Below are 16,587 nucleotides of genomic sequence, written 5' to 3'. Positions count from 1 at the left end.
TACATTATTCAAGAAGACTTCTTCCATAACGAATCCCATCATTTTTTGTTTCTTCAAGAACCACATACAGATACGGACGGTTCTTCTTGATGATTTCTTTGATTTTTGTGTACTCGATCACACCGTCTCCCAAATTTACCGGCACGATTTTTTCCTGTTCGACACGAAAATCTTTCAAATGAACCGCACATATCTTTTCACCAAAACGCTCAAAAGCTTCTTCTACCAATTGGACTTGTTCTTGATAATTAGTGCTTGTAATCAAATTTGTCGGATCTAAAATGATTCCTAGATAGTCCGAATCCACTGCTTGGATCAGCTGCTCTACTCTTGCTAAAGAATACACTGGATGATTCAAACCTGGTTCTATCCCCACCATCATTTGGTATTTTTCTCCAGCTTTTACCAAGCGACGGATAACGGACACTGCTTCAGCAAATGCTTCATCTGTGAAATTTTCTTCCGTATATTGAATTTCCGGCAAGACACATCCCGTTTCCGAAGCAACCATCGACGCACCAAAGGAAGAAGCATAGTGAAGATACTGCTCGAACTTTGTCAGCAACTCTTCTCGTATCGTTAAATCTGGATGAATCATATTGATATAGCAGCTTAAAATTCCTACGGACACTTCTTGCTTTTCTAAGACTTGTTTGACATAATTTCCCATCCCAGAATTGATTTCGTTTGCGCCAGAAGACATTTCAGGAAACGAAAGACCTAAGGCGAGCTGCAGTGTATGGATTCCTTGTTCTTTTGTTTTTTCTGCAAGATCTTCTATCGTTTGGACTTGGGAAAGATCATGTCCTCTAATTGTAATGTTCAACATAATTATTCTCCTAACTCAGCATATTGGGTAGCCACATGACGATTTGCGGGAAATAGGTAATCAAAAACAAGACGACTAGGATAATCCCATAAAACGGAAGAAGTGGTTTCAGCATTGCCTCTGCTTTTACGCCTCCTACACTTGCACCGACATATAGCCCTGTACCCACAGGAGGTGTAATTGAGCCTACACACAGATTCATGATTGAAAACAACCCGTAATGTACAGGATCAACCCCTGCACTTGTGACGATTGGTAAAAATATTGGTGTAAAAATTAAGATAGCAGGCGCTACATCCATAAACATCCCCACAAGTAACAAAACGAGATTGACTAACAGCAGAATAACTAGTTTATTATCCGTTACCCCCATAATCAACGAACTGATTGCCTGAGGAATACCAGTAAATGCCATGGCAAAAGACATCATGGAAGAAGTAGCTAATAAGAACATGATTGTCCCTGACATCGCTACCGATTGAAACAACATATTAGGTATATCTTTGAGTTTTACCGTCTTATAGTAGAACATAGCAATCAACAGGGAGTAAATGACAGCTATCGCTGAAGCTTCTACTGCTGTAAATATCCCGGTCAAGATACCACCGATAATGATGACAATCAATAGAAGACTAGGAATCGCCTCTTTTATTATTTTTCCAGCATGAGCCATCTGCCCTTTTTCAACAACAGGGTATTTATTCTTTTTAGCAACGATGAATGCTACTAGCATGATCCCTAATGACCAAAAAATACCTACGAGATACCCTCCCATAAACAAAGCAGAAATCGAAGTACCACCAGCAACAAGTGAATACATGATAAAAGCAGTACTTGGAGGAATGACCATACCTGTCGGAGCTGACGCGATGTTGACTGCTGTCGCAAACTTCCGGTCATATCCTTCTTCCACTTGCTGAGGGATCAAGACTCCGCCAATCGCGGTAGAAGCGGCAATGGCTGAGCTAGAGATGGAACCAAATAAAGCATTCCCTAACACATTCGTATGAGCCAAAGCCCCCGGTACACGTCCGACGAACAACATCGCAAAATCCACTAGTTTCTTGGCTATCCCTCCATTATTCATGATAATACCTGAAAGAACAAAAAACGGAATAGCGATGAGCGAAAAGCTGTTGATACTTCCCACCATTTTTTGAGCTGAACTAAAAGCAGAAACATCAAACGGTATAACTAACAATAAAGTCATCATTGATGAGAATGCAATACTTATAGCAATCGGCATCCCTAATACAAGCAACACGACAAATACAAAAAATAACACTAATCCGGCTTCTATTGCCATTTTATTCCTCCATTTTTATATTTTTTCTTGAATTGCTGGCTTGTTGCTTAATGTATCGATTAGATTGATCAGACTATAGATAATGATGAGTATCCCTGAGACAGGTACTGACAAATAGACGTACCCCATCGGAATGCTTAAAGAAGGCGAGATCTGCCCCATTGTCAACGTGACAGCATTCCATCCGCCATACACCATGATCATCGTAGCAAATACCAGAAATAAACTTTGAACAACGACTTCTAAAATTTTACTTTTTTTACCAGATAATTTTTCACTTAAAACCGTTACGGCTAAATGTGCTTTTTGTCCCACAACATACGCAGAAGACAACATAGCAAACCAGACAAGTCCGAATCGGACAAGCTCTTCTGTCACCGTATTCGGATTTCCTAAAACCGTTCTGGAAAATACTTGCCATAAAACGACAGCGACCATCCCAACAAGCAAAACAGCTCCTAGGATCTCTAACACCTTATTTAAAATCATTTTCATTACAGCTACGCTCCTTGCTCTTGGATCTTTTGATAAAGGTCTTTGTAGGCAGGATCGTTTTTGAATGTATCATGAAGCGGTGCGACTGCCTCTCGAAACGGTGTATTATCTACATCATTGAATTGAACTCCATGTTCTTCTTGTGCTAAAGCTTTCTCTTCTTCAATCGCTCTGGCAAAAGCTTCGATTTCAAAAACCGTCGATTCTTTTGCTGCTTCTTCAATCGCTTTTTCCTGTTCAGCAGTTAGCTGTTCTTTGATAGCATCATTCATGATGATGATATCGGGCACACGTGTATGCTCATCATAAGAATAGTATTTAGCTACCCCACCATGTCCAGCTGTATACAAGACAAATTCATTGTTTTCTGATCCGTTGATCAAATTGGATTGAAGAGACGTGTACACTTCATCACTTCCCATAGGGACTGGCGAACCACCTAAAAGCTCGACCATTTTAATAGCTGTTTCGCTTTGCATCACACGGATTTTCTTTCCCTTCAAATCTTCCGGCGTATGGATCGGACCGTCTACCATATAAAAGCTGCGCTGACCAGAATCATAATAGGTCAATCCGGTAAATCCTAAATTTTTGGTCGATTGGTAGATTGGTTCCATTATTTCTTCATTATCCATCACCTTAAAGAAATGTTCTTCATCATTGAATAGATAAGGAACTGAAAAAATCGAATAATCTTTAGAGAAACTTTCCAACGCTGAGGCACTTACTTTTGTGAAATCTACTGCTCCTGACTGTGTCAATTCGATTAGTTCACGTTCTCCGCCCAGTTGTCCATCTGGGAAATACTGGATCTGTACGGAACCATCTGTTTTTTCTTTTACTAAACGCCCAAATTCATTCATTGCATCAATTACCGGCTGGCTGTTGCTTGCATAAGCAAAGCGCAAGGTAACTGTCTCATTTACGTCTGCATCTGCGACAGTTGCCACACTAGAATTATTTCCGCAGCCGCTTAGACCTAGCAGACCTAGGCTAAGCGAACTTGCTGCAAACAGCAGTGATGTTTTTTTCATATGGGTTTCCTTTCTTTTAACAATAAGAGACGAGCAATTCTGTCAAACAAAGCACCGTTAACGACTGTCCATAAGGCATTGCTGTGATTCCGATATTCCGATAAAAATCTAAACTATCCCCCATTCCTGTCCCGATTGAAACGTTTTGGACTTCTCCTTTTTCATCGATTTGTTCAAGCAATCCTTGGATAGCACGATAAGCGACTTCTTTATATTCTTGCGGCAAATAACGTTTATGGACCGCTTTCAAAATACCGTAAGCAAATCCTGCAGTTGCAGAAGATTCTACGTAAGAAGAAGGATCATCCAACAACGTATGCCATAAACCGCTTTCAGATTGATAAGTTTTTAATGCGCGCACTTGTGCTTCAAGTGTTTCAATCAACAACTTGCGCAATGCATCTTCTTTCGATAGTTCTAAGATTTCAATGATCTCTGGAATAGCAATCGTCAACCAGCAGTTTCCACGAGCCCAAAATGCTTCGGCATAGTTATGATTTCCTTCAAACGTCCAGCCGTGATACCACAACCCTGTTCGTTTATCCATCAAGTATTTGATATGGATCATAAACTGGTAACGAGCTTCTTCTAAATATTCTGGGCGATTCAACAGTTTCCCGATTTTTGCCAAAGGAAGCACTGTCATCATCAATGTATCGTCCCACAACTGATTCTTATTTTCCGGTCCATATGTGGCATGTTGCAACCCCTCTTCATTTGTCCGAGGCATGTCATTCATGACCCATTCTGCCCATTGTTCTAAATAAGGCAAATAGCGTGAATCTTTCGTGTCTTCATACAAGTAAGCCATCGTCAACAATGGGGCCATTGTATTGACGTTTTTTGGCGGAGCGCCTTCTTCCATCCGATCTTCAAACCATTCATTGACTACTTGATAAGCGCGAGGATTTTTTGTCATCTGGTAATTTTTATAAATACCGTATAATCCGACACCTTGTGGCCAATTCCATACTGTCCAGCTTTTGTCATCTACTTTCAATCCATCAAAGTCCAATAAAAATTCACCGTTATCGTCTTTGATCGTTGTCAGGTTTTCAACGAGCAGGTCAATTTTTTCTTTCACTAATTCTTTAGGTACAAAAATCTCTTCTTTAATAATCATCTTTATGCCACCCTTTTAAACGCTTTCATTTTATATCCTTAATATAGCAGTAATACCGTTCACTATAAATATCGCTTTTTGAACAAAAACTGTCTAAAATTGACCTAAACGTTAAATAACAAAAGTAACTTTCAAATACTTAGAAAACAAAAAAAGAACTTGGAGAAACAACGTTTTCCAAGTTCTTTTTCATCTATTTTTTTATCTCTTTTCTATGCTTTCTTTTGCTTATCCATTGTAAGCATCAATGATGATCTGTTTCAATTCAGAGATCAATGGTTCTTTCGGATTAGCTGTCGTACATTGGTCTTCGTAAGCTAATTCAGCCATACGGTCTACGGTTGTATCTAGTGTTTCTTGTGTGACTCCTTGAGCTTTTAGACTCATGTTGATGCCGACAGATTTTCCTAATTCATAAACAGCAGTTGCTAAAGCTTCGACTAATTCCTCTGTTGTTTCGCCTTTCAGACCTAAGAATTTTGCAATATCTGCGTAATCTGTATCTGCACGGAAATAGTCATATTTAGGGAACATCGCATGTTTTTGTGGATCTTTTGCATTGTAGCGGATAATATGCGGTAAAAGAATCGCATTTGTCCGTCCATGAGGGATCCCGTATTCCCCACCGATTTTATGTGCGACTGAGTGACAAATACCTAGGAATGCGTTAGCAAACGCCATACCAGCCATTGTAGAAGCGTTGTGCATTTTTTCACGTGATTCCATATCAGGTGTTTTCACTGATTTTTCTAAATAGTCAAAGACTAATTTGATTGCTTGCAGACTCAATCCGCGTGTATAGTCTGAAGCCATGACTGAAACATAAGATTCAATTGCATGTGTCAACACATCCATTCCTGTATCTGCTGTGACAGATGCTGGAACTGACATGACGAATTGAGGATCGACGATTGCGACATCCGGTGTCAATGCATAATCTGCCAACGGATATTTCACATGTGTTTCACTGTCAGTGATGACCGCAAATGGTGTTACTTCAGAACCAGTTCCTGATGTTGTCGGGATACACACGAATTGTGTCTTTTCTGGTTTATCGATCTTGTATGTCCGTTTACGGATATCCAAGAATTTTTGTTTTGCACCGAAGAAAGATGTGTCTGGGTGTTCATAGAACATCCACATTCCCTTAGCTGCGTCCATTGCAGAACCGCCTCCCAGAGCAATTACTGTATCCGGCTTGAAGTCTGCCATCAATTTCGTTCCTGCGTATACGGTATTTGTCGATGGATTCGGTTCAACCTCTGAGAAGACTTCGATTTTCACATCATTTTTGCGTCGTGACAATACTTCACGAACTGTATCGCAGTAACCAAATTGGACCATACCTGGGTCACAAACGATCATGACACGTTCAACATTTTCCATTTTCTCTAAGTACAATAGAGAATTCTTTTCAAAGAAGATTTTTGGCGGTAATTTGAACCATTGCATGTTATTTCTCCGTTTCGCTACAGTTTTGACATTGATTAAGTTTACAGCAGAGACGTTACGAGAAACAGAGTTCTTACCATAAGAACCGCATCCCAAAGTCAATGACGGAATCATTTCGTTATAGATATCACCGATACCGCCTTCTGCAGATGGTGTATTCACTAAAATACGACAAGCTTTCATTCGAAGACCGAATTTGACATGCAACTCTTCGTTTTCTGAATGGATAACTGCTGTATGTCCTAATCCTCCAAGATTCAACATACCTTCACACAAATCAAACGCATGGTCCGTGTTGTTAGCTTTGATCATGGCAAGAACTGGAGAAAGTTTTTCTCTTGATAGCGGATAATCTGGTCCTACGCCTTCCAATTCAGCAATCAGCATTTTCGTTCCTTTTGGTACACTGATTCCTGCTAATTTGGCGATTTCCATCGCAGAATGTCCAACGATCGATGGATTGACCGCATATTTTCCTTCGTTCATCACTGCATCTTCCAATTTTTGCAATTCATCTTGTTTTACGATATAAACTTGGTGTGCTTGGAATTCCGCTTTTACTGCTGCATAGATTTCTTTGTCCACGATCACAGCTTGTTCAGAAGCACAGATCATCCCATTATCAAATGTTTTCGAAACGATCAAATCGTTCACTGCACGTTTGATTTTTGCTGTTTTTTCAATATAAGCTGGTACGTTACCTGGACCTACACCTAAAGCTGGTTTTCCTGTAGAGTAAGCAGACTTGACCATTCCAGCTCCACCTGTCGCTAGGACGATCGCGATACCTGGATGGTTCATTAGCATAGAAGTCGCTTCGATCGAAGGATGTTCGATCCATTGGATACAATTTTCAGGAGCTCCGGCAGCGATAGCAGCATCACGTACCACTCGTGCTGCTTCTGCAGAAGATTTTTGGGCACTTGGATGGAAAGCAAAAACGATTGGATTTCTTGTTTTCAACGCGATCATTGATTTGAAAATCGTTGTGGAAGTCGGATTCGTTGTTGGAGTTACTCCGCAAACCACACCGACTGGTTCAGCAATTTCAATCAATCCTTTTTGGACATCTTCGTTGATTACACCAACTGTTTTATCATGTTTGATATTATGCCAAATATATTCGGACGCATACATATTTTTGATTGCTTTATCTTCGTAAACACCGCGACCTGTTTCTTCCACAGCCATCTTTGCTAATGGCATATGTTGATCTAAAGCTGCCATTGCCATTTCATGCACGATATGGTCTACTTTTTCTTGATCAAAGCTTTCCATTTCTTTCAATGCTACATTTGCTTTTTCTGCCAAACCATCAATCATTGCTTGTACGTCAATTGTCTTCGTTTTTTCTTTTTCCATTACTTTAGCCATCATTATCCTCCTAATGGGTCATGGTTATTTGTTAAATCATTCACATGTATATCATACAATATTCGTTTTTCTATGTAAACACTTTTTTGTGATTTTTTTCACAGTTATTTTTAAATACAAAATTGCTTTATTTACAAGTATTTATATAGAAAAATATATAAAGTTATTTATTATTATTTATATGACACACCCGATTATTCAACATTGAGCAATGTATCCCATGCTCTTATCTCTTTCTTTTTTGAACAAAAAACGAGGTAGGACATCTTTCTGCCCTACCTCGTCTTTAAATAAGCTTTGATACTTATTTTTCTTTCTTCTCTTCTGTCTCTTCCAGCGTTTCTGTTGTTTCAGTTTTTACTTCAACTGTATCAGCTGGTTCTTCTGTTGTTTCAACAGTCGTTGTTGCATCATTTGTTACGACAGTCCCTGGTTTGACCGTTTTGATTGCTGCACGATCGTACTCAAGGAAGATCCCTTCGCAGTCTAAAACGACTGTCCGTTTATCATTGTCGATTTCTGAAACAACTCCGTGTAATCCGCCAATCGTTACGACTGAATCACCTGGTTTCATGCTATCTAACAAGTTTTGACGTTCTTGCTGTTGTTTCTTTTGCGAACGTGACATAAAAAACCACATTGCTAATAGCGCGATAAACATCACAAGCATTGGTAATGATCCCATTTTTTTCACCTCACTAATTCTGTATCTACAAAAAACACTTTAGCAGAAAAATGCTGCTAACACTAGTTTTTTACTTAATTTTTAAAAGATTTTCCTTTAGAAACTTTTTGCGTTTTCTTTATTGAACCCGTATTCTTCAAAAAAGGCTTCTCTAAATTCAAGCAAATTATCATCCATGATCGCTTGACGTACTTGTTTCATTAAATTCAACAAGAAGTATAAATTATGGTAAGAAGTCAAACGAATGCCAAATGTTTCATCACATTTGATCAAATGGCGGATATAGGCACGTGTATAGTTTTTACATGTGTAACAATCACATTTCTCATCAATTGGACGGAAATCATGGGCATATTTCGCATTTTTCACTACTAGACGGCCTTGAGAAGTCATGCATGTGCCATTTCGAGCGATTCGAGTAGGCAAGACACAGTCAAACATGTCTACTCCACGGATAACACCATCAATCAATGAATCAGCAGCACCGACACCCATCAAGTAACGTGGTTTGTTTTCGGGAATCAACGGTGTAGTGAATTCTAATACACGATTCATTTCTGATTTAGGTTCCCCGACAGATAATCCGCCGATTGAGTAACCAGGGAAATCCATGCCGACTAGATCTTTCGCGCTTTGACGACGAAGATCTTCAAATCCTGCGCCTTGGATGATTCCAAATAATCCTTGACGGTCTGGGTTAGCATGAGCTTTCAATCCTCGTTCTGCCCATCGAGACGTACGTTCTACTGATTTTTTCACGTAGTCGTAACTTTCATCGAATGGTGGACATTCGTCAAAACTCATCATGATATCAGAGCCCAATTTATTTTGTATGTTGATTGCTTTTTCTGGTGATAAAAACATACGCGAACCGTTCAAGTGGTTTTTGAAATGCACGCCTTCTTCTTCGATATTCCGCATATCACTTAATGAAAAAACTTGAAAGCCGCCTGAATCTGTTAAAATCGGTTGATCCCAGTTCATAAATTTATGCAGTCCGCCAGCTTCTTCTACTAAGTCTTCACCAGGGCGTAGCCATAAATGATATGTATTACTTAAAATAACGCCAGCACCCATTTCTTTCAACTCTTCTGGGGACATTGTTTTTACTGTAGCTAATGTTCCTACTGGCATGAACATTGGTGTGGGAAAAGTTCCGTGTGGCGTGATCAATTCCCCTAAACGCGCGCCAGTGTGTTTTTCTTTCTTGATTAAACGATAGCGAATGGCAGGTTGCGTCATTCATTTCCCTACTTTCTATATAAAATATCTTGACAACTCCCACCATCATAATCGTTTCAAGTGCTTTTTGCAAGTTCCCTCGGCTTCCTTCTACTTTATTTAATATTCTTTTTTTTATCTTTTTTTCATGAATAACAAAAAAGAAAAAAACATTATGACAGAAATATTTTTTGATACATGGTATATTGGTTTTATGAAAGAAAGGAGGGGAAAATCATGCAATCTTCTGCAGAATTAAAACGCCAAGCAAAAGAGAGTTTAAAAGGTCGGTGGGGTCAAGCTGTTTTATTAAATCTAATCCCTACATTGATTGGTATTGTTGCTATTCTTCTTATTATGATTCCTATTATCTTGTTTGCTATTGCCACATATGATGGATCAGCGAACGTCTCAGATGCGATGGCATCAGGAAGCGGTAGTTCAGGAGGTGGTGGTGGAATTATTTCTAGCATTATCAGCGCTTTGTTCATGAGTGGTATTTCTTGGACTTATCTTGATGTTTTACGTGGTCAAAAAGATCAGATTGAACCATTCAAAGATGCATTTCGTGGATTCAAAGGTTTGTTTATCGGCGGAGTGATCGGTTTAGCTGTGTTGATTTCAATCTTTACAACATTATGGGGTTTGTTATTAGTTATTCCTGGAATCATTAAAAGCTATTCTTATTCTCAAAGCTATTTTATCTATTATGATATCGTCCAAGAAACAGGTCAAACGCCTAAAGTACTGGATACGATCACCGCAAGTCGAAAATTGATGGATGGTTACAAAGGAAAACTTTTCTGGTTAGATCTTTCATTTATCGGCTGGCATATCTTAGCATTAGCAACTGCTGGTATCGGTTATCTATGGCTCAGCCCATACATTTCTGCAACAAAAGCAGCATTTTATGAACAATTGCCAAAAGATATTTAAAAGAGAGTGTGAGCCTGCCGTTTAATTCCGAGTCACAAAAAACAGTTTCTCATGTTTGATGAATATCGTGACTTGTGACCGAAGGGTTGGCAGGAGAACACCGTTTATCAAGAGGCAGTAAAAGAAACATTCAGCCTATTAGCAAAAAAGGAGGTGTGACAACATTCATGTCACGCCTCCTTTTTTGTATAGTTCCAGTAAAAAGAAAATCAACTTAGAAACAGTTGATCATTCCTCTTCTTCTGCTTCCGGCAATCGGTGGAACTTGATCAGTTCATTGACCGCGATTGGTACGATAGACAAAATCCCTACCAAGAACCAGTGATTCAAACTGATGTGTACTAGGCCGAATAGTTCTTGCGTAAACGGCAGCAAAGCAACAGCCGTTGTAATAGCTAATGCCAGTAACGCCATTTCAAACAACGCTTTATTTGTTGCTAAATTGACTTTGAAGATCGATTGACTGCTGCGTACATTGAACACATGCAAAATTGATGAGTAAGCTAAGATCAAGAATGCAACTGTTTGACCGACATGTTGACTTGCGTCTACCCATGGGCTGATAGTATCGACATAACTACCTAAATAATAACCAAACAAAGTTACGATGGTGAAGACCCCTGCGTTTATGGCGATTTTTTGCAATAAGCCTCGAGCAAAGATCCCTTCGTTTTTCGGAATAGGAGGCTGATCCATGATGCCGTGTTCTGCTGGTTCTCTTCCTAAAGCAAATCCTGGAAGTCCATCGGCAACTACATTGACAAACAGTAACTGTACAGCTGTGAATGGTGCGCCCCAACCTAACAGCATCGCAATCAAAACAATAAAAATCTCCGAAATGTTGCAACTTAGCAAAAAGTTGATTGCTTTACGAATATTCTGATAAACCGAGCGTCCTTGACTGACAGCATCGACGATCGTCGCAAAGTTGTCATCCGTCAGAATCATATCTGCGGCACTTTGCGCCACGTCTGTCCCTGTGATCCCCATAGCACATCCGACGTTACTTGCTTTCAACGCTGGTGCATCATTCACACCATCACCAGTCATCGCTACGACTGCACCCGTACGTTGCCAAGATTTGACGATCCGGATCTTGTCTTCTGGCGTTACCCGAGCATAGACAGAGAGAGCTTTGACACGCGCATCTAATTCTTCGTCTGATAATTGATGCAGTTCTGATCCTGAGAGTGCTTCTGACGGATCATTCAAGATACCTAATTCTTTCGCTATGGCACTGGCAGTTACCACATGATCTCCAGTGATCATGACTGTTTTGATGCCGGCCTTTTTCGCTCGCTTGATTGCTCCTTTACTTTCTGGACGTGGTGGATCGATCATTCCGATCAGGCCAATCAAACGTAAGTCTTTTTCCAATGCTTCAGAAGAAATATCTTGCGGTTCTTCGTCATAAGTAGCATAACCAACAGCAATCACTCTCAGTGCCCGTTTACCAAAGCGATCATTAACAATTGCTGCTTGTTCTACATCGCCTGAACTAAAGCGCGGAGCCAGAACATCGAATGCTCCCTTGGTGATTGAGATGTATTTTTCGCCCATTTGATGAACCGTTGTCATCATTTTTCGTTCAGAATCAAAAGGAAGCTCGTTTACTCGTGGATATTTTTCTTCTAATTCTGCTTTTGTATGATAATTCTCTTCAACAGCCCTGACGATGGCTACCTCTGTTGGATTACCTTTGATAACAAGGTCGTCATCTTCTTGTTCGACCGTCACATCTGTACATAGTGCGGCCATTTTCAATATTTCCATCGCGCTGTTCGTCATTGAGTCTTCGATATTCGTTACTTCATCGTCTTTGCTCCAGACTCGGCGGACGCGCATTTCATTTTGTGTCAGCGTTCCTGTTTTGTCTGAGCAGATAACATTAGCAGTTCCTAGCGTCTCTACTGCTGGTAGCTGCCGGATAATCGCATGTTTCCTCGCCATCTTCTGCACACCGTATGCAAGTGTCAACGTAACAATAACAGTCAAGGTTTCCGGTACAGCTGCAACAGCCAAGGAAATCGAAGTCATGAACATTTCAAGGAGTGGTTCTCCTTGTAATTCACCAATCACAAATACTAAAGCCGCAGCCGCTAAAGCGATCATACTGATTCGTTTGCCTAGCTGATTCAACCGGACCTGTAAAGGTGTCTTTTGCATGGTGTTTTCGTTCAAAAGATCCGCGATCTTACCCATTTCAGTAGCCATACCAATAGCCGTGACGATGGCTTTCCCACGACCTGCAACAACCGTACACCCTTTAAATACCATATTAAGTTGGTCACCTAATGACTCATCTTCTTTTGCGACGAATGCTGCATCTTTTTCGACTGCTTCACTTTCTCCAGTCAGCACCGATTCTTCTACACGTAATTGGGATGCTTCGATCAAACGGGCATCGGCAGAAATAGCATCACCGGACTCTAAAACAAGAATATCACCAACCACCAGTTGCTCTGACTCAACAGTGGTCACTTTGCCATCACGTATGACAGTTGCCGTTTGTTTATTCATATCTTGCAAGGATTCCAGTGCTTTTTCTGCGTTTCCTTCTTGGACGATTGACAATACCGAGTTGATCACAACGATAGCGATGATCAGCAGTCCTTCAAATAAATCTCCATGCTCTGTAGCAAATGCAGTATAAAAGGAAATCATCGCTGCTATAAGAAGTACGATCGTTGTAAAATCCGACAAGCTTCGAAAGAATTTTTTGATCATTGATTCTTTTGGTACCTCATCGAATTTATTCAATCCCTGCTTTTTTCGTCGTTCATCCACTTCTTGTGAAGACAACCCAGTATCTGGATCTGTTTCCGTTACCTTCCTTACTTCTTCTATTGTCTGCTTGTATTCTTCCATCCTATTTCCTCCTTTAAAATCTTCGTACAAAAAAAGGTACTAATTTTACTATAACATCCTTTTTTTAATTACTTCAACCAAAGGGCTTATTGATTATTTGTTAAGAAAGCATAAAATCCAAAGCACTTATATTTGCAAACGCTACCAAAAGATGCTATTATATAGATGTAAGGAAGGAGGATACCATCAAATAAACAGAAGAATTTCTCGATAGAACAGTCTAAGCAAACAAAGTTGTTAGAAGTACAGGTTTCACCCAGACATGCGTGTAGAGTACAAACCTATAAATAGTGAATGCGTATGGATGTTTGGATCACGAAGTATCCGAAACAAGAAGTAATGCGATACGTAACAATTGAATAACGTAAACGTCTGAAAATTGAATAGGAACAAGAGATGTTTCAAATGTTGAAGATGTAACGAAAACAAAATTTTTGTTTAACATGAAGAAATTCAACACCGTGCTTTGCATGTATGATGGAAAGTTACAATCATTTCTGTTTATTTGAATCCTTCCGAGATACAAGAAAGCCGAGCTTATCGAGAGCTCGGCTTTTTCTTATTTGTACGCATTTTTCTTATCTTTTAACTTGCATCTTACTACATTTTTCATACAAAAATTGATCGATTGTCGCTGAAAAGTTGGTGTATCATAAAGATAGTTCTTAACTTCTTCAATGTTATTACTCGTTAATGAAGTTTCTAGTAATAACACGTGTTTCAAAGCAGAAACGCAACTGTATAATTATCTGCGAATAGAAGCATCGAAAAAAGCTGCCAGTTAAAAAATCGGCAGCTTTTTTTGTTTTTACGGAGATATTCTTGACTTTTTCATACTCAGAGTACGATCGTTCTAACCAGTCTTATTTCACGAACATCGCATCTCCGAAACTAAAGAAACGATAGCGCTCGTCAATCGCGTGCTGATAAGCAGATAATGTCAATTCTCTTCCGGCAAAAGCACTTACTAACATGACTAAAGTTGATTTTGGCAAATGAAAATTGGTTGAAAAAGCTTCCACCACTTTGAATCCATAGCCAGGTGTGATGAAAATATCGGTCCATCCACTGTCTGCTTTGATTTCTCCATTGAATTTCGTTCCAATCGTTTCTAATGTTCGAATCGAAGTCGTTCCGACAGCCACGATTTTCCCGCCGTTTTTACGTACTTGGTTCAATCGCTCAGCTGCTTCTTCCGTCAAACGGTAGAATTCACTATGCATATGGTGTTCTTCGATCTTATCTACGCTGACAGGACGGAATGTGCCTAACCCTACGTGTAGTGTCAGATATACTAATTCAACACCCTTTGCTTCGATCTCATCAAGCAGTTCTTTCGTAAAATGCAAACCCGCTGTTGGTGCTGCAGCAGAACCATTTTCTTTCGCATAGACAGTTTGATAGCGATCTGGGTCTTCCAGACGTTCTTTGATATATGGAGGCAATGGCATTTCTCCCAACGATTCAAGAATCTCTAGAAAAATTCCTTCATACTCAAAGTCAATGATCCGTCCGCCGTGTTCCAATTCTTCTTTCACTACTGCTTGCAATCTGCCATCACCAAAAGAGATTCTTGTCCCAACTTTGGCACGTTTCGCAGGTTTGATCAATGTCTCCCACGTATCTCCTTCTGTATTCGTTAGAAGAAGGACTTCTAAATGAGCACCAGTATCTGGTTTTTCTCCATATAAACGAGCAGGCAGAACTCGTGTATTATTCATGACTAGCGCATCACCAGGATGTAATTCTTCAATGATTTCATGGAAATGCTTGTCTTTCATTTCTCCAGTTTTCCGATCCAAAACAAGTAAACGAGAATGATCGCGGTCTTTTAATGGTGTTTGTGCGATCAACTCTTCCGGCAAGTCAAAATCAAAATCTTCTGTTGTTAACATATCGTCACTCACTTTCTATCATGTGCTTCATCATTCTATCATGTTTTTCGTTCTGTTGGCAAAATCAGCACATTTTTATCCTAGCTTTTTATTTCCCTAAATAAAAAAACTACCCTATTTGTATTTTTTTATTGTTTTAGGCATACTAGTAATAGATAGTTCTTCATTGAAAATAGAAAAAGAGGTGGCACCATGATTGAATTTCAAAATGTGTCAAAGATTTATAAAGGTGGGAAAGTTGCTGTAGAGGACGTCAATCTTTCATTTGAAAAGGGTGAGTTCATTTGTTTTATCGGTACGAGCGGGAGCGGAAAAACGACGACAATGCGGATGATCAACCGAATGACTGATCCAACACAAGGGAAAATTTTGATTGATGGAAAATCCATCCAAGAAATTGATCCAGTGGAATTGCGACGTCAGATAGGCTATGTTATCCAAAGTATTGGATTGATGCCTCACATGACGATCCGTGAAAATATCACTCTTGTCCAAAAATTGTTGAAAGTCAGTCAAGAAGAACGGAATAAAACAGCTGAAAAAATGATTGATCTTGTGGAATTGCCCCGTGAGATGTTAGATCGCTACCCACATGAATTATCTGGTGGTCAGCAGCAGCGTATTGGAGTCGTTCGTGCCCTTGCAGCGAATCAAGATATCATCTTGATGGACGAGCCATTCGGTGCGCTTGACCCCATCACTCGCGATTCTTTGCAAGACCTTGTCAAAGATTTACAAGAGCGCTTGGGAAAAACGATCGTATTTGTAACCCATGACATGGATGAAGCGATTAAACTAGCAAGCCGTATCGCCATCATGAGTGAAGGTCGTGTGATCCAATTCGATACACCAGAAAATATTTTACGTCATCCTGCAAACGATTTCGTAGAAGAGTTGATTGGAGAAGATCGCTTACTACAAGCAAAACCAAATGCGACAAGAGTCGGAGAAGTTATGCTAAATACAGCAATCACGATTACACCGGAAAAATCATTACAAGAAGCAATCAAACTGATGAGGGAAAAACGTGTAGATACGTTGTTAGTTACTGATAATTCGAATGTATTAAAAGGATTTATCGATGTAGAAACGTTGAATAAAAAACGAGGAAAAGTATCCAGTGTAGGCGACATTTTGAATAAACATGTTTTTTACGTAAAAAAATCCGCTTATCTTCGTGATACCTTGCAACGCATTTTAAAACGCGGGCTGAAATACGTGCCGGTCGTTGATGAACAGAACAAAGTCGTAGGTATCTTGACTCGCGCATCATTAGTGGATATCGTCTACGATGTGATTTGGGGAGAAGACCCCGCAACTACTGATGTTGCAGAGTCAGCTACTCCTGAAGAATCTAAGGAGGTCTGAC

Annotated in this window: 12 protein-coding genes; 2 read left to right on the top strand and 10 right to left on the bottom strand. The window is 39.8% G+C overall.

What is annotated here, in order from left to right; translation table 11 throughout:
• Positions 1–4 precede the first annotated feature (4 nt).
• The 8 genes from OZZ83_RS03340 to tgt all read right to left on the bottom strand — a co-directional run bounded on the left by OZZ83_RS03340 (position 5) and on the right by tgt (position 9,540).
• On the bottom strand, positions 5–829 hold the full coding sequence (locus tag OZZ83_RS03340; RefSeq protein ID WP_002347818.1) for a sugar phosphate isomerase/epimerase family protein: 825 nt from the start codon (positions 827–829) through the stop codon (positions 5–7).
• A gap of 10 nt (positions 830–839) precedes the next feature.
• Positions 840–2,135 (bottom strand): TRAP transporter large permease, encoded by a 1,296-nt coding sequence (locus OZZ83_RS03335; protein ID WP_002313984.1) that lies wholly within the window; start codon positions 2,133–2,135, stop codon positions 840–842.
• 15 nt (positions 2,136–2,150) lie between these two features.
• Positions 2,151–2,630, bottom strand: a complete 480-nt coding sequence (locus OZZ83_RS03330) for a TRAP transporter small permease (protein WP_002309736.1) — start codon at positions 2,628–2,630, stop codon at positions 2,151–2,153.
• Between the two features lie 5 nt (positions 2,631–2,635).
• Positions 2,636–3,664 carry a TRAP transporter substrate-binding protein gene (locus tag OZZ83_RS03325; protein ID WP_002316606.1) on the bottom strand — a complete coding sequence of 343 codons (1,029 nt, stop codon included), beginning with the start codon at positions 3,662–3,664 and terminating at the stop codon, positions 2,636–2,638.
• A gap of 16 nt (positions 3,665–3,680) precedes the next feature.
• Positions 3,681–4,787 (bottom strand): beta-galactosidase BglB, encoded by a 1,107-nt coding sequence (gene bglB / locus OZZ83_RS03320; protein WP_002309738.1) that lies wholly within the window; start codon positions 4,785–4,787, stop codon positions 3,681–3,683.
• 228 nt (positions 4,788–5,015) lie between these two features.
• Positions 5,016–7,613, bottom strand: coding sequence for a bifunctional acetaldehyde-CoA/alcohol dehydrogenase (adhE, locus tag OZZ83_RS03315; protein WP_002344714.1), 2,598 nt, complete (start codon positions 7,611–7,613; stop codon positions 5,016–5,018).
• A gap of 304 nt (positions 7,614–7,917) precedes the next feature.
• Positions 7,918–8,298, bottom strand: a complete 381-nt coding sequence (gene yajC / locus OZZ83_RS03310) for a preprotein translocase subunit YajC (protein WP_002320627.1) — start codon at positions 8,296–8,298, stop codon at positions 7,918–7,920.
• Between the two features lie 96 nt (positions 8,299–8,394).
• Complete coding sequence (gene tgt / locus OZZ83_RS03305) at positions 8,395–9,540, bottom strand: tRNA guanosine(34) transglycosylase Tgt (protein ID WP_002294183.1); 1,146 nt, start codon at positions 9,538–9,540, stop codon at positions 8,395–8,397.
• 216 nt (positions 9,541–9,756) lie between these two features.
• Between tgt and OZZ83_RS03300 the strand changes: the two genes are divergently transcribed.
• Positions 9,757–10,455 carry a DUF975 family protein gene (locus tag OZZ83_RS03300; protein WP_002293400.1) on the top strand — a complete coding sequence of 233 codons (699 nt, stop codon included), beginning with the start codon at positions 9,757–9,759 and terminating at the stop codon, positions 10,453–10,455.
• A 228-nt stretch (positions 10,456–10,683) separates the two neighbouring features.
• Here OZZ83_RS03300 and OZZ83_RS03295 read toward each other — a convergent pair whose 3' ends face one another.
• Both OZZ83_RS03295 and queA read right to left on the bottom strand, forming a co-directional pair.
• Positions 10,684–13,323 (bottom strand): cation-translocating P-type ATPase, encoded by a 2,640-nt coding sequence (locus OZZ83_RS03295; protein WP_002309742.1) that lies wholly within the window; start codon positions 13,321–13,323, stop codon positions 10,684–10,686.
• Positions 13,324–14,186: 863 nt separating this feature from the next.
• A complete protein-coding gene (gene queA / locus OZZ83_RS03290; RefSeq protein ID WP_278023412.1) occupies positions 14,187–15,218 on the bottom strand; it encodes a tRNA preQ1(34) S-adenosylmethionine ribosyltransferase-isomerase QueA in 1,032 nt (343 codons plus the stop codon).
• Between the two features lie 192 nt (positions 15,219–15,410).
• Here queA and OZZ83_RS03285 point away from each other — a divergent pair, with 192 nt between their 5' ends.
• Positions 15,411–16,586 carry a betaine/proline/choline family ABC transporter ATP-binding protein gene (locus tag OZZ83_RS03285; RefSeq protein WP_002309744.1) on the top strand — a complete coding sequence of 392 codons (1,176 nt, stop codon included), beginning with the start codon at positions 15,411–15,413 and terminating at the stop codon, positions 16,584–16,586.
• Position 16,587: the final 1 nt, after the last annotated feature.

This window comes from Enterococcus sp. E5-162, assembly GCF_035725965.1.
Taxonomy (GTDB): Bacteria; Bacillota; Bacilli; order Lactobacillales; family Enterococcaceae; genus Enterococcus_B; species Enterococcus_B lactis.
The sequence above is the reverse complement of the archived record's forward strand: the minus strand, read 5'-3'. Positions and strand labels throughout refer to the sequence as shown.

Coding starts and splice junctions, on each gene's coding strand:
- tgt (WP_002294183.1), bottom strand. CDS start 9,540: ATGACGCAACCTGCCATTCGCTATCGTTTAATCAAGAAAGAAAAACAC.
- OZZ83_RS03340 (WP_002347818.1), bottom strand. CDS start 829: ATGTTGAACATTACAATTAGAGGACATGATCTTTCCCAAGTCCAAACG.
- adhE (WP_002344714.1), bottom strand. CDS start 7,613: ATGGCTAAAGTAATGGAAAAAGAAAAAACGAAGACAATTGACGTACAA.
- OZZ83_RS03335 (WP_002313984.1), bottom strand. CDS start 2,135: ATGGCAATAGAAGCCGGATTAGTGTTATTTTTTGTATTTGTCGTGTTG.
- yajC (WP_002320627.1), bottom strand. CDS start 8,298: ATGGGATCATTACCAATGCTTGTGATGTTTATCGCGCTATTAGCAATG.
- OZZ83_RS03330 (WP_002309736.1), bottom strand. CDS start 2,630: ATGAAAATGATTTTAAATAAGGTGTTAGAGATCCTAGGAGCTGTTTTG.
- OZZ83_RS03300 (WP_002293400.1), top strand. CDS start 9,757: ATGCAATCTTCTGCAGAATTAAAACGCCAAGCAAAAGAGAGTTTAAAA.
- bglB (WP_002309738.1), bottom strand. CDS start 4,787: ATGATTATTAAAGAAGAGATTTTTGTACCTAAAGAATTAGTGAAAGAA.
- OZZ83_RS03285 (WP_002309744.1), top strand. CDS start 15,411: ATGATTGAATTTCAAAATGTGTCAAAGATTTATAAAGGTGGGAAAGTT.
- OZZ83_RS03295 (WP_002309742.1), bottom strand. CDS start 13,323: ATGGAAGAATACAAGCAGACAATAGAAGAAGTAAGGAAGGTAACGGAA.
- queA (WP_278023412.1), bottom strand. CDS start 15,218: ATGTTAACAACAGAAGATTTTGATTTTGACTTGCCGGAAGAGTTGATC.
- OZZ83_RS03325 (WP_002316606.1), bottom strand. CDS start 3,664: ATGAAAAAAACATCACTGCTGTTTGCAGCAAGTTCGCTTAGCCTAGGT.